Source organism: Streptomyces sp. Ag109_O5-10, from assembly GCF_900105755.1.
Lineage (GTDB): Bacteria > Actinomycetota > Actinomycetes > Streptomycetales > Streptomycetaceae > Streptomyces.
Genome location: NZ_FNTQ01000001.1, coordinates 5,309,808 through 5,322,314 on the forward strand (window position 1 = coordinate 5,309,808; position 12,507 = coordinate 5,322,314).

The following is a 12,507-nucleotide window of genomic DNA, read 5'->3' on the forward strand; positions in this document are numbered from 1 at the left end:
GGTGCGGTCCGTCCGGTACTGCGTTGGTGGTCCAAGGAAAGACGCCCCGCTTCCTGCGGGGAAATGCAGGTGCAAGGCCTGCCCGGCGCTCCGTCCCCGAGGCCCGTCCACACCGGACGGGCCTTGTGCGTTGCCCGGGACCGTCACGTCTCCGGCCCCCACCACTCCGGCCCGCCGCCCCGCCAGTCGATCCACGGCGCGCGCGCCACATCCGACGAATCCACCTCCAGCCCGGCCCGGCGCAGGAACTCGGCGACGTCGGTCAGGTTGTGCGCCAGCCCGAGGATCTCGCCGTCCACGCGCACGCGCCGGCCACCCGTCGGTGACGGCGGATGCACGATCACCCGTAGCGGCCCGGACATGTCTTCAGGATCATCCGGGATGTACGGTCCCGCACTCCAGCACGCCATCCGAGCCCCCTCAGTTCCCCAGGTCCCGAAGCTCCCGCCACGCGGCGGGGCTCGGCCGCCGCTGCCGCCAGTAGGGATGGAAGTACACCTCCGCCGACAGCCGGTACAGCCGCCGCCGCAACTCGGTACGCCCGGGCCGCGCGGCGAGCTGCCGGTAGGTGGCGCTCCATTCCTGCTGCGCCCGGGCCAGGTCCACGGGAAACGATCGCATGGCCGAATTCAAGCACGTGTTCGATTTTCGAGTCCATCGGGCCTCGGCGTCGCCCGGAAGGTCCGGCCGAACGCCTCAGTCCGCCCTTGAGTGCCTCAGCCGGCCACTCCGGCCCGCGGCGGCTCCACGCCAAAGACTGTGCCGTGCGGGTTCGGCGGCATGTCGATCGGCGGGCCTCCCGTTCGACGCTTGAGCAGAGGCGCGGCCCGCGAAGCAGAAGCCGGGCAGGCCGCGGCTCCGCGATCAACAAGCGCTGTCCATTCGTCGACCCACGGTTCGGGTCGCCGGCCACGAAGCCGGCCGCCCCGAGGAGCAACCATGCAGATTCGCGCCCGTATGAGCATGAGCGCCGATGGCTACGTGACCACACCCAACGGGTGGCCCGCCCTGACCGCCGACCCCGCGTTCGTCTCCGGCGAAAGCCACGGTATCCGGGAGTTCCTCGCGGACTGCGAGGCGGCGCTGATGGGCCGCACCACCTTCGAACCCGCGCTGACCAACGACCGCTGGCCGTGGCCGAACCTCGACGTGTTCGTACTCGGCTCACACCGCCCGGCCGGTACCCCCGACCACGTCACCACCGACAGTGACCCGGTGCGGCTGCTGGAGAAGCTCCGCTCGGCCAACCGGGGCGGCGATGTCCACCTCATCGGGGGCCCGCGGACGATCGGGGCGTTCCATGCCCTGGGCGCACTCGACACCCTCGAACTGGTCGTACTGCCGATGCTGTTCGGCGGTGGGACGCACCTGACACCCATGCTCGGGCCCGACACCGGGCTGACCTTCCAGCGCGAGCGCGTCCTCCCCGGTGGTTCGGTGGAGATCGTCTACTCCTGCCGGGGCAGGCGCACCGACCTTCCGAGCAAGCCCGTCAGCCAGCGCTGATCTCGGCGGCGGCCACCGACCGGCCGTTCGGGTAGCCGTCGTGGGTGTCGGTGGGCCGTCGGGCGGTCGGTGGTGCTGTCGGTGATCCGTAGGCGATGCGTCGGGGGCCGCTGGAACCGTGGCTGGCGAGCCGTCCTGCCGGGCGGCCGCGGCCGCCTGCGACAGCAAGGCAGCCCCGCCGCCATGTCGTCCACCTCCTCCGCCCCGCCCTGGGACGTCCGACGGCTCCCGCGTGCCGACGGCAGCGTCTTCCTGGTCACCGGCGACCCCGGCACGACCGCCGGTCCAGGTGCGGACCGCCGGTGCGCGTCTCCGCGGCGCACCGGCCGCGCTCCTCGACCGCCGGTGCGCGTCCCCGTGGCGCACCGGCCGCGCTCCTCGACCGCCGGTCCAGGTGCGGACCGCCGGTGCGCGTCTCCGCGGCGCACCCGGCCGCGCTCCTCGTCCAGGGCGAGGACGCCGGTGCCTGGCCCGCGGTCCGGGCTGTGCTCGACCGCGCCGTGCGCGGCGGGCAGTTGTGGGGCCCCCGGGTCCCCGGCCTGCGGGGCCGCCCGCGAGACGAACGGGTGTGGCCCCGCCTCACCGAAGCCTCCGTCGCGGCGCGGCTGTGGGACACCAGCCGCGACCTGACCGGCGTCGATCCCGCCCACGGCGGTGCCCCGTAAGGGGCGCGAGGAACCGCGCGGCCGGCCACGGCGGCGCCGCAGCCGGCCTACGGCCCGCCGCGGCGCTTCCAGATGTCGGCGCTTCCCGCGGAGCGGTCAGTCGACGTCCACCGGACCGTCGTCCGACTTGCGCCCCTTCCCGGTGGGCAGCTGGAGCAGGCTGCTGCCGCCCCCGTCCTCTCCGGAGCGCTGCCCTGCGGGGTGCTGGCCGTCGGAGTTCTGGCCGCCCAGGTTCTGCCGGACCGAGTCGAGGATGGTCAGGCCCTGGGACACCAGGCCGGCCGCGATCTCGCCGAGGCCGTCCGCGCCGTTGAGGACGTTGACGTTGGCACCGGCGAGGCCGCCCGCGGCCTCCTTGACGATCTGCGGGAGCTGGTCGATCAGCATCCGGTCCAGGGCGACGCGGTCGTACGACGCGGCCGCCTCCGCCTGGATCCTCATCCGCTGCGCCTCGGCGGCCGCCAGGATCCTGACCCGCTCCGCCTCCGCCTCGGCGGGCTTCACGACCTCGGCCACCAGCTGCTCCTGGCGCAGCTTGGCCTGGCGCAGGGCCAGCTCCGTCTGGGCGGCGAGCACCTCCTGCTGGGCGTGCGCCTGCGCCAGCGGACCGGCCTGCGCGGCCTGCGCCTGGGCCCGGTCCACCTCGGCGGAGTACTCGGCCTTGACGATGGCGGTCTGCCGGGCGTACTCGGCCTGGTTACGGGCCGCCGCCTGCTCCGCCTCGACCGAGGCCTGGGTGGCCTGCGCCTGCGCGATCTGCGCCTGCCGCTGGATGGCGGCCTTGTGCGGCGCGGACATCGCGTCGATGTACCCGGTGTCGCCGTCGTCGATGGACTGGATCTGCAGCGAGTCGACGATCAGGCCGATCTTCGCCATCTCCGTCTTCGAGGTGTCCAGCACCTCCGCGGCGAGCTTCTGCCGCTCGGTGACGATCTCCTCGACCGTCATCGAGCCGATGATGGCCCGCAGGTGACCGGCGAAGATCCGGCCGGTCAGCACCGACATCTGCTCCTGGTCGGAGAGGAACCGCTGGCCCGCGTTGATGATGCTCTCGTGGTCGTTGCCGACCTTGAAGGCGATGACCGCGCGGACGTGCAACGCGATGCCCTGTCTGGTCACACAGGTCTCGGTGACCTCGGACTCGCACATGGACAGGGTGAGGAAACGGACCTTCCGTAGGACGGGCAGCACGAACTTGCCGTGCCCCGTCACCACTCGGAACGGCGCGCCCCCCAGTCCCCGCCTGCCCCCCGAGATCAACATCGCCTCGTCGGGAGCGGGTACGCGGTATCCGAACATTCCTGTCTCTTCTCAGCCGGCCTCGGCGCTGTCGCCGAGCGCGTCCAATGGATCCACCCACTCGATGACACCGACCTCGCGGCATCCCCGTGATTCGATCACGAGCACCGTCGCACCGGCCGGCAGGGGCTCCTCGGACCAGGCGAGGAAGGTCTCCGAGCCACCCCTCACCCGTACCAGGACCTCACCCGGACCGGTGGCACCGCGCGTGCCGATGAGCACCTTCCCCGTGCAGCCGATCACGGCCTCGTCCTGCGGCATCACCGGCCGTCCTCCTCCTCCTGGCCCCATGATTCCGACGATAGACCCGATCGGTGCGGGACCCAACGGTCGGAGGGGACCCTCCTGCCCGGAACCGGATCGGAAGCGGTTGGAGGGTGCCGGCGGAAGCGGCCGCGGTGGTGTCGTGGACGGCGGTGAGGCCGGGCGCACCGGTGCGAGGCGCGGACGGCGGACGGCGCCGCGAAGGGGGAACAGACAGATGCGGAGCAGCCCGCCGGCCCGGGGGACACGTCCGGGCCGGCGCCCGGTCTCACCTTCGGCGTCAGTCGGCCGCGCGCAGGCCGAGCACCAGATCCTCGAAGCGCCGCTCCACCGGGGCCAGATCGGTGCGGGCCAGCTCCTGGGGCAGGATGACGATCCGGAGTTCGGGGGTGAGAGCCGGGTGGCGGCGGCAGGCCTCGATGAACGAGTCCACGATCAGGGCGGCCAGCTGGCCCCGGTCCAGGTCCGTGACCCGGGCCAGGCCGGAGCCGATCAGCGGGACGGCGACCGGCTTGAACAGGCCGTTGACCGCGACCGATGCCCACAGGTTCTCCAGGCTCAGCCGCAGGTCGGCGTGGTTGGACCTGGCCACCAGGTCGTTGCCGAGCCGCGAGTAGGCGGTGGCGAACACCCGGCGGCCCTCGACCGGTACCACCACGGTCGTGCCCACCGGATAACGGACCCGGCGGCCCAGCGGCTTGGCCCGTACGGTCTCGGTGCCCACCGACTTCACCGAGCGCAGCCCCGCCCGCAGCCGGTCGTCCAGCAGGCGCCGCTTCCCGGCGAACAGCCGGTCGACGAGCTGGCTCTGCAGGCTCTCCCGGCTGATCACGAGGTCCTCGGCGGTCTCCGTGTCGAAGGTGTCGGAGAACCCGATCACCAGGTTGCAGTCCGTCTGGTCGAACAGGTCGCCGCGCACCAGCACCACGTCGGCGCGCTGGCCCTCCAACGGCACCCGGTGCCGCAGCAGTTCGGCCCCGTGCCGGGCGCGCAGCTCCGCGCGCAGGGCCTCCAGGGTGCGCGCGGCCTCGACGTCGTCGGGGTGCTCGTGGGTGATCAGCTCGGCCACCGGCAGGGCGAGTTCGGGCCGGCCCAGGTCGGTCTGCACACGGACCAGTTCCCGGCGGCCCGCGTCCAGGAGGGCGGTCAGGCGGCGGACGAAGGGCACCGCGAACCCCTCGCCGTTCACCTCGGCCAGCGGCCGGCCGCGCACCAGGGACAGTGCCTCGGACAGCCGGTGCGCGGCGGTGGCGGGGGGCGCGAGCAGGGCGTCGTTCACGATCGCGGTGAACCGCGCGCTGTCCAGTTCCTCGGGCCGCAGCACCAGGCGGTAGGCGGTCTCCGGGCCCTGCACGGTGACCTGTTGCTCAGTGCGCAGGACCGCCGTGCCCGCGCTGTCCTGGCCCAGGGCGCCGGGGGCCAGCGCCCGCCGCAGCTCCAGGACCCGTTTCTGCACCTCGTTGCGGTTGCGCTGGTCCAGGTGGCGCGGCTCGTCCGCGAGTCCCCACACGTCGCGCCGCAGTTGCCGTACCGGCACCGCCTCGCCGCCGGCCGCCACCAGGCGGACCAGCAGCCGTACGGTCAACGGTGTCAGCCGTACCGGAACCCCGTCGACCTCAAGCTGGACCGGGCCCAGTACCTTCACCCGGATACGTGCTCTCGCACCGGCCATCCGCGTCGCCCCCCGGCGGTTCAGCGTCACTCTGCGTCAGCCATAGTGACTGAAAGGTTATCATGATGCCTTGGGGATTCCGTGAGTTCGGGTGATTCCGCCGGACTGGCCCCGATGCACCCGATACAGGCCAGGAACCCCTTCCGGCGTGGTACAAGGCGCGCCCGGCAGGTGTTCCTCCGCGACACGATGGTGGCGTTCGGCGGGCTGTCCGCCGTGTCCCAGGTCGTCGGCCCCTTCGTGCCGCACGGCGCGTCCGGCGCGGTCGTCGGGCTGTCGGTGGGGGCCTGCCTGGGCTGGGGGCTGCTGAGGTCCCGTCCCGCGGTCCGGGTACGGCAGGTGTTCCGGCGGCCCGACATGACGGTCGTCGTCGAGGCGGGCGACCTGTTCGACCAGCCGGCCCACCTGGTGGTCGGCTTCTGCGACACCTTCGACACCCTGTCGGCCGGCGGCCGCGTCATCAACGGCGACAGTGTGCAGGCCCAGTTGCTCGACCGCCGTTACGGCGGCGACGAGGAGCGCCTGGACGCGGAGCTGAGCGGGGCGCTCGCCTCCGCCCGGCCCGTGGCGCGGGAGGAGCGGGCGGACAAGCCGCTCGGCAAGCTCGACCGCTACCCGGTCGGCACGGTGGCGGTGCTGGGCGCCCGGCCGCGGCTGGTGTTCGGCGTGGCCTACAGCCGGATCGGCAACGACTACGTGGCCGCCTCCGGCGTCGAGGACCTGTGGCGGGGCCTGGCCGGGCTGTGGGACGCGCTGCGCGCGCACGCCCAACTGGAGCGGGTGGCGATGCCGTTGACCGGATCCGGGCTGGCCCGTCTCGGCCACCTCGACCGGGACAGCCTGCTCCGGCTGATCCTGATGTCCTTCGTGGCCCGCTCCCGGGAGGCCCCGATCTGCCGCGAACTGCGCGTCGTCGTACGGCCCGAGGAGCTGGAGGGCATCGACATGCGCGAGCTGGCCGCGTTCCTGGCCGCCCTGGCGTCGGGTCCGGAGCGGTAGCGCACGGGAAATGGGGCGGGAAGGCCCACGGCCCCCCGCCCCCGCCACGCGCCCGTCAGGCCAGCCGGCGATAGGCCGCCAGGTTCTCGAAGTACGAGGTGTCACGCCAGTCCGGCCGGGTGTCGTCGAGGTCGCACTCGGCGCCCTTGAGCCGTTCGACGATCTTCGAGACGGCGGTCTCGGAGCCGTCGAAGCGGATCACGTTGCGGCCCCCGAGATCCGCGGCGGGCCGGACCTGGCCGACCTCCACGATGATCGTCCGCTCCGGGTAGGCCATCAGCGCCATGCCGAGCTCGATCAGCACGTTCTGGCGGGGCTGGCCGGTCAACTGGGTCTCGTAGGACGGCTCGTTGTCGCCCAGCAGGTGCGGGTGGAGCTTGGCGACGTCGTCCGGGGTGAGCAGCACGAGCGCCGCCTGCGCCTGCGACAGCGCCTTCTCGATGACCTCGCCCAGGAACGGTGCGGTGCCCCCGGTGCTCCGCACCAGCCGCTCCCACTCCAGCGGGCGCAGGTCCAGCCGGCGCAGCAGCCCGAACATGGCCGTACGCACCTCCTCGTCGCGGCCGTGCACGACGAAGACGCTGCGGCTGCGGCCGTGGTCGGCGCGGGCCTGCGCCGCGCGCGCCGCCTCCTGCTCGGCCGACGGCCCCTCCTCCTGCGGGGTGTTGTACACGTTGTACCCGAAGCCGCTCTGCCGGCCGCCGAAGAAGTTCTGGCTGTTGTCGCCGCCGGTGTTTCCCTGGCTCATGGTCATGACCCCGCTTTTCCTGACGAACCGCCGCTCGGCGGCTGGTAGTTGTAGCCGAAGTTGCTCTGCTGCCCGCCGAAGAAGTTCTGGCTGTTGTCGCCCAGCAGGATGTTGGTCTGCGCCCGGTCGTGCTCGGCGAGGTCCACGTCGTGCTCGTCGAGGAAGGCGCGGATGTTCTCCAGCAGCCGGCGCTCGACGATCTGCATGTACTTCACCGCGTCGGACTGCTGGAAGAAGTGGTGGTACGAGTCGCTGGTGGCCAGCTCCCGGACGCTCGCCAGGGCACCGCAGTTGAGCCAGCGGTTGACGTACCGGCCCAGCCGGAACTCGCTGCTGTCCTCCACCCGGTCCGACAGCAGCAGCGCGGCCGTGGCCCGCCTGGCCCTCCTGACCCGCCAGGGCCGGGTCCAGTGGGCCAGCCACGCCGGCAGGAACCGCTCCGGGACCAGCAGCAGCGGCCACATCCACAGCGTCACCCACCAGCGCATCAGGGCCGTGAACATGTCCCACGCGACCCGCACCGCAAGCCGCCCGTCGACGGCGGCGGGCAGCTGGTCCACCAGGTGGAAGTCCTCCACGAGCGGCCCGAGGACGTAGGTGTAGAACTCGGTGTGCAGCGTGTTGCCCTTGAGGTCGAACCCGACGAAGACCGAGGTCACCAGCTCCTCGTTCCAGGATCCGACGCGCACGCACAGGTACTCGCGGGCCGCGTCGTAGTCCTCCCGCCAGTGGATGTCGGGCAGGTCCTCCACCCCGCTGGGCAGCTTGGACCAGCCGGCGCCCTTGGAGCGGTCGTTGGTGCGGATCGCGGTGGTGAAGCGGCGCTGTTCGACGGTCAGTCCGTCGATCCGCTCCTCGGGGCGGGTCTCGTCGCGCAGGTCGGCGGCGAGCCGGGCGGCGACCTGGCTGGTGATCTCGTGCACGTCGAACGGCACGACCTGCCTGCGTTCGACGGTGTCGAGGTCGGGCGGTGCACCGTCCGCGGTCTTGCGCGCCATGATCCGGGTCTTCGGCGCCCCGAGCAGCAACTGCGCGTTGGACCAGTCGCGCAGCGGCAGACCCGCGCCGACGAAGGGCCGGTAGCCGCCGTAGAAGACCAGTCCGCTGCGGCCGGCCTGCTCGTGGTCGATCTTGCGGGCGAGGGCGTCGGTCAGCCTGGCGTGCACCGGGGCGGCACCGTCGAAGCCGCCGTCCGGGCCGTTCTCCCGCAGCCGGGTCATCAGGACGTGCAGGGTGACGATCCGGCGCAGGTAGGCCGCCGCCCACGGCACCCAGCACAGCAGGACCACGCCGAGGAACGCGTTGAGCACCCCGTTGGCGAGCAGCAGGAACACCGCGAAGTCCACGCCGGCCGCGATCGCCCACTGGATGCGGCGCAGCCGGCGCGCGGCCAGGGCGTGGGCGAGGACCGAGACGGCGTCGTAGCCGTAGGAGGGCGCGACGACCCGGAAACGCCTGTGGAGCAGTTCCCGGATGACGGCGCGCCGGTAGCCGGGATCGAGGTAGGTACCCGCGGACAGCAGCCGGGTGGCCCTGGTGCGCGCGTAGGCGCGGTGCCGCGGCGGCTCCTGTGGTGCCGGGCCGGGCGGACGGGGGTCGAGTATCTGTGTGGCCATGGTGGTTCAGCGCTCCGCTCGTGCGGGCGCACCGCTGCGGGCACGCCCCGGTGGGTGTCAGCCGGTCTGGGTGGCCGTGCCGCTGGTGATCGCGCCGTCCTGGACGGTGTAGGTGGCGTCGTACGACTTCGTCGTGCCGTCCGTCTGCAGCGCCTCGATGGTCACCTGCACCTGGTCGCCCGCCACGGACTCGACGGTGACGGTGTCCTGCTCGGTGGTGGAGTAGCCCGAGACGAAGCTGTCGTAGCTCGAGTCGAGGTTCTTGCCGCCGAGGGCCCAGGCGGTTTCGTAGTCGTGGGAGCTGATCGCCGCGAAGTAGGCGGTGACGACGTCGCCGGGCGCGGTCGGGCTCGCGCCCGGGGTGGCGGTGGCGGTGTCCGTCGGGTCGCCGTAGTAGCCGTCGGTCGTGTTCGTCCCGGGGGTGGCGGTGTCGCCGTACGGCCATGCGGACGCCGTCGCCGGGTCGGTGTAGGCCGGCTGGTCGTCCGTCCCCGCCGTACCACCGCCGTCCGAGCCTGACGTGTCCGAGCCCGAGGTGCCCGAGCCGAAGAGGCCGGAGTCGTAGCCGGTGCCGGACGTTCCGGACGAGGACCCGGACGACCCCCCGGCCAGGCCGCCGATCAGGGCCAGGAGCAGGGCGAGCAGCAGGGGCGTGGCGATGACCGCGAGCCCCCAGGTGCGGGCGGGGCCGCCGGGCGGTATCAGCCCCGGGGCCTGGTAGGAGGGCGGCGCGCGATGGGCGGACAGCGGGTCGGGACGCCCGGCGGGCGGCGTCGGCTCTGCATCGGTCATGGGGATCTCCAGCGGTGACGGCAGTGCACCGCGCCCCGCCCCGGCCGCCGCCCCGGGCGGGCGGTGAGCAGCGGGGCGCGACAAGGCGGTTGACACCTACGAGGTGACCAGCGCCGCCGCTTCCGTGGCCAGAACCGAGCTGCTTCCGATCCGCTTCCGGCCCGCTCCCGACCCCTTCGGGCCACCCCCGCCACCCCGGTGACACCCCCGTTCCCCGCCCGCCGCGCGGCAGGCGCGGGATCCGGCCACCGGCCTACGTGCGGCACCACCCGGCAACGCGGAAGAGCCGGGCGCCGCGGGTGCCGTACCCGTGCCGCCCGGCTCCGCCGGGGTGGTTCCGCCGGTGGGGGTCAGCCCAGCGGTCCGGATAGCGGGGTGCTCTGCTGCCCGGTCTCCTCGTGGGCGAGGTAGAGGTCGAAGCCGTCCTGCCCGGTTCCGTTCAGCCGGACCGGGGCGGCCACCGGCGGGTAGCCGGAGGCGACCACCGTGTACTCGGTGCCGGGCAGGTCCGCGAAGGCGTACTCGCCGTCCTCGCCGGTGGTGCGGGAGGCGACCACGTTGCCGGCGGAGTCCAGCAGAGCCACCCGGGCGTCGGTCAGGGGCGAGCCGTTCCTGCCCCGGACGATGCCGCGGACCGCGGCGGCCGGAGCGAGCAGGATGTCCTGGGCGGCCCCGGCGTCCCCGACGGTCACCGCGACGGCGGTGGGCCGGTGGCCCTCGGCGCTCACGGTCAGGACGTACTCCCCGGCGACCAGCCGGCCGAGACGGTAGCCGCCGTCGGCGCCGGTGACCGTGGAGTCCGCCACCTCGCCGAACAGGTCGGTCGCGACCACCAGGGCTCCGCTCACCGGGAGGCCGTCCGAGCGGACGCTGCCGGTCAGACCGGTGGTGCCGGCCAGCACCAGGTTGTACTCGACCGGTGAGCCCCCCACCGTGAGCGTGGCCACCTGCGGCTGGCGTCCGGCGGCCGAGCCGACCAGGACGTACGAGCCCGCGGCCGGGACGGCCACCGCGTAGCGGCCCGCGGGGTCGGCGACGGCGTGGCCGAGCTGCCGCCCCGTCGGGTCGATCAGCGTGACCACGGCGCCCGGTGCCGGCACACCGTCGCCGGCGGCCAGGACCCGGCCGCTGACCGTCAGGCCGGCCGGATCCGGGAGCACCGCGGTGGTCTCGGTCCGGGGCTGGACCAGGGGCACGGCCTCGGCCGGGCCGGTCTCCTCGAAGGCGGCGCGGGGGGCGGTGTCCACGGACCGGGCCTGGGCCGTCGGGCTGCCCTTGCGGTAGAGCACCGCCGCGAGGACGGCCGCCACGACGAAGAACCCGGCCGCCCACCAGTAGGCGGTGGCGTAGCTGTGCAGCGCGGCGTTGGCCTTCACCAGCGGGGTCACCGGGTGGTGGTCCTTGACGTAGTCGGTGGCCGAGGTCGCCGCCAGGGTGGAGAACAGCGCGGTGCCGATGGAGCCGCCGACCTGCTGCATGGTGTTGGTGGTCGCCGAGGCGACGCCCTGGTCCTGCGGCGCGACCCCGAGGGTGGCCAGGCTCATCGCCGGCGGCATCACCATGCCGATACCGGCACCCATGATCAGCAGCGGCGCCAGCACGTCCGAGGTGTAGGCCGAGTGCAGGTCGAGCCTGGTGAGCCAGACCATGCCGGCGGCCGCGAGCAGCGCGCCGACCGGGACGATCGGCTTGGCGCCCACCCGGGGCACCACGACGATGGTGGCCAGCTGCGCGAACACCATCAGCGCCCCGATCATCGGGAGGAAGGCCAGACCGGTCTTGACCGGCGAGTAGTGCAGCGTCTCCTGCAGGTAGTAGGTCAGGAACAGGAAGACCCCGAACATGCCGGCGCCGGTGACGAACACCGAGAGGTAGGCGGCCGCGCGGTTGCGGTCGGCCAGCACCCGCAGCGGCAGCAGCGGATGGCCGGCCCGGGTCTCCCAGAACGTGAAGAGCGCGAGCAGTACGCCACCGGCGGCCAGGAAGGCCCAGACCATCCAGTTGCTCCACGGGTGGGTCTCGGCGTTGGCGAAGCCGTACACCAGCGAGAACACGCCGCCCGCGGCGAGGACCGTGCCCAGCGTGTCCAGCCGGGGACGCGCGGCCTTCGCGGGCCTGCGGACGAACACCATCGTGCCGATCACCGCGACGACCGCGATCGGCAGGTTGACGTAGAGGGTGTACCGCCAGTTCAGGTGCTCGGTCAGCAGGCCGCCCAGCAGCAGGCCGATGGCACCGCCGCTGCCGGCGATCGCACCGTAGACACCGAAGGCCTTGGCACGCTCCTTGGCGTCGGTGAAGGTCGTGGTCAGCAGGGACAGCGCGGCGGGCGCGAGCAGCGCGCCGAACACGCCCTGGACCGCCCGGCCGACGATCAGCATCGTCAGGTTCTGCGAGGCGCCGGCCATCGCGGAGGCACCGGCGAACCCGATCAGGCCGATCAGCAGGGTGGTCTTGCGGCCGAAGAAGTCCGCGAGCCGGCCGCCGAGCAGCAGCAGCGAACCGAACGCCAGCGAGTAGGCGGTGACCACCCACTGCCGGCCGTCGTTGGAGAAGCCCAGGTCGCGCTGGGCGGACGGCAGGGCGATGTTCACGATCGTCGAGTCGAGCACCACCATCAGCTGGGCGAGGCCGATCACGGCCAGCACCATCCACCGGTGCGGTGCCTGGTGTCTGGCGCCGCGGGCCGACGAGGACGGGGCCGGCGCGACGCCGGCGTGCGCGTCGACGGAGTCGACGGAAGTGGATGACATGAGGGGGCTCTCCGGATGCGAGTGGATCAGGTACTGGTGAGCACCGGAAGAATCACGGTGTCCAGGAAGTGGGTGAGGCAGTCGGCGTCGGCCTCGCGTCGTGCATCGCCTCGGCCAGGGCGGGGTTGCTGCGCAGCGCGGGGGAGACGATCCGGGCGAGGTCGACGTCTCTGCGGGCCCCGGGGCGTCGCCC

The 12,507-nt window shown here is 73.0% G+C and carries 11 protein-coding genes and 1 pseudogene; 3 read left to right on the forward strand and 9 right to left on the reverse strand.

Annotated elements, in window-relative coordinates; genetic code table 11:
- Nucleotides 1-143: 143 nt before the first annotated feature.
- Together BLW82_RS24360 and BLW82_RS24365 are read right to left on the reverse strand one after the other, a co-directional pair.
- Nucleotides 144-362, reverse strand: coding sequence for a hypothetical protein (locus tag BLW82_RS24360; protein ID WP_093501746.1), 219 nt, complete (start codon nt 360-362; stop codon nt 144-146).
- A 58-nt stretch (nt 363-420) separates the two neighbouring features.
- On the reverse strand, nt 421-621 hold the full coding sequence (locus BLW82_RS24365) for a hypothetical protein (RefSeq protein ID WP_093501748.1): 201 nt from the start codon (nt 619-621) through the stop codon (nt 421-423).
- A 318-nt stretch (nt 622-939) separates the two neighbouring features.
- On the opposite strand from BLW82_RS24365, the gene BLW82_RS24370 reads away from it, so the two are divergent.
- Both BLW82_RS24370 and BLW82_RS24375 read left to right on the forward strand, forming a co-directional pair.
- Nucleotides 940-1,506 (forward strand): dihydrofolate reductase family protein, encoded by a 567-nt coding sequence (locus BLW82_RS24370; RefSeq protein ID WP_093501750.1) that lies wholly within the window; start codon nt 940-942, stop codon nt 1,504-1,506.
- 379 nt (nt 1,507-1,885) lie between these two features.
- Nucleotides 1,886-2,171 (forward strand): annotated as a pseudogene (locus tag BLW82_RS24375) (short-chain dehydrogenase); the annotation flags it as partial.
- A gap of 96 nt (nt 2,172-2,267) precedes the next feature.
- Here BLW82_RS24375 and BLW82_RS24380 read toward each other — a convergent pair.
- The 3 genes from BLW82_RS24380 to BLW82_RS24390 form a co-directional block, all read right to left on the reverse strand.
- Nucleotides 2,268-3,470: an SPFH domain-containing protein gene (locus BLW82_RS24380; RefSeq protein ID WP_093501752.1), complete on the reverse strand. Its 1,203-nt coding sequence runs from the start codon at nt 3,468-3,470 to the stop codon at nt 2,268-2,270.
- A gap of 12 nt (nt 3,471-3,482) precedes the next feature.
- The gene (locus BLW82_RS24385) at nt 3,483-3,731 is read right to left on the reverse strand and encodes a hypothetical protein (RefSeq protein WP_093501754.1); all 249 of its coding nucleotides are present in this window, start codon (nt 3,729-3,731) and stop codon (nt 3,483-3,485) included.
- 283 nt (nt 3,732-4,014) lie between these two features.
- Entirely contained in the window at nt 4,015-5,379 is a 1,365-nt protein-coding gene (locus tag BLW82_RS24390; protein WP_093501756.1) for an AfsR/SARP family transcriptional regulator, read from the reverse strand.
- A gap of 198 nt (nt 5,380-5,577) precedes the next feature.
- Between BLW82_RS24390 and BLW82_RS24395 the strand changes: the two genes are divergently transcribed.
- The gene (locus BLW82_RS24395; RefSeq protein ID WP_256215939.1) at nt 5,578-6,405 is read left to right on the forward strand and encodes a macro domain-containing protein; all 828 of its coding nucleotides are present in this window, start codon (nt 5,578-5,580) and stop codon (nt 6,403-6,405) included.
- Between the two features lie 55 nt (nt 6,406-6,460).
- Here the strand turns inward: BLW82_RS24395 and BLW82_RS24400 are convergent, their stop codons facing one another.
- The 4 genes from BLW82_RS24400 to BLW82_RS24415 form a co-directional block, all read right to left on the reverse strand.
- Nucleotides 6,461-7,159 (reverse strand): nucleotide-binding protein, encoded by a 699-nt coding sequence (locus tag BLW82_RS24400; protein WP_256215940.1) that lies wholly within the window; start codon nt 7,157-7,159, stop codon nt 6,461-6,463.
- A complete protein-coding gene (locus BLW82_RS24405; RefSeq protein WP_093501759.1) occupies nt 7,156-8,769 on the reverse strand; it encodes a hypothetical protein in 1,614 nt (537 codons plus the stop codon). Before BLW82_RS24405 ends, BLW82_RS24400 begins: the two co-directional genes overlap by 4 nt.
- Before the next feature lie 57 nt (nt 8,770-8,826).
- Nucleotides 8,827-9,561, reverse strand: a complete 735-nt coding sequence (locus BLW82_RS24410) for a hypothetical protein (RefSeq protein ID WP_256215941.1) — start codon at nt 9,559-9,561, stop codon at nt 8,827-8,829.
- 350 nt (nt 9,562-9,911) lie between these two features.
- On the reverse strand, nt 9,912-12,314 hold the full coding sequence (locus BLW82_RS24415) for an MFS transporter (RefSeq protein WP_093501761.1): 2,403 nt from the start codon (nt 12,312-12,314) through the stop codon (nt 9,912-9,914).
- Nucleotides 12,315-12,507 lie beyond the last annotated feature (193 nt).

Bases quoted from the DNA above. Each gene is read 5' to 3' on its own strand.
- BLW82_RS24360 (WP_093501746.1), bottom strand. From the start codon at position 362: ATGTCCGGGCCGCTACGGGTGATCGTGCATCCGCCGTCACCGACGGGT.
- BLW82_RS24365 (WP_093501748.1), bottom strand. From the start codon at position 621: ATGCGATCGTTTCCCGTGGACCTGGCCCGGGCGCAGCAGGAATGGAGC.
- BLW82_RS24370 (WP_093501750.1), top strand. From the start codon at position 940: ATGCAGATTCGCGCCCGTATGAGCATGAGCGCCGATGGCTACGTGACC.
- BLW82_RS24380 (WP_093501752.1), bottom strand. From the start codon at position 3,470: ATGTTCGGATACCGCGTACCCGCTCCCGACGAGGCGATGTTGATCTCG.
- BLW82_RS24385 (WP_093501754.1), bottom strand. From the start codon at position 3,731: ATGCCGCAGGACGAGGCCGTGATCGGCTGCACGGGGAAGGTGCTCATC.
- BLW82_RS24400 (WP_256215940.1), bottom strand. From the start codon at position 7,159: ATGACCATGAGCCAGGGAAACACCGGCGGCGACAACAGCCAGAACTTC.
- BLW82_RS24405 (WP_093501759.1), bottom strand. From the start codon at position 8,769: ATGGCCACACAGATACTCGACCCCCGTCCGCCCGGCCCGGCACCACAG.
- BLW82_RS24410 (WP_256215941.1), bottom strand. From the start codon at position 9,561: ATGACCGATGCAGAGCCGACGCCGCCCGCCGGGCGTCCCGACCCGCTG.
- BLW82_RS24415 (WP_093501761.1), bottom strand. From the start codon at position 12,314: ATGTCATCCACTTCCGTCGACTCCGTCGACGCGCACGCCGGCGTCGCG.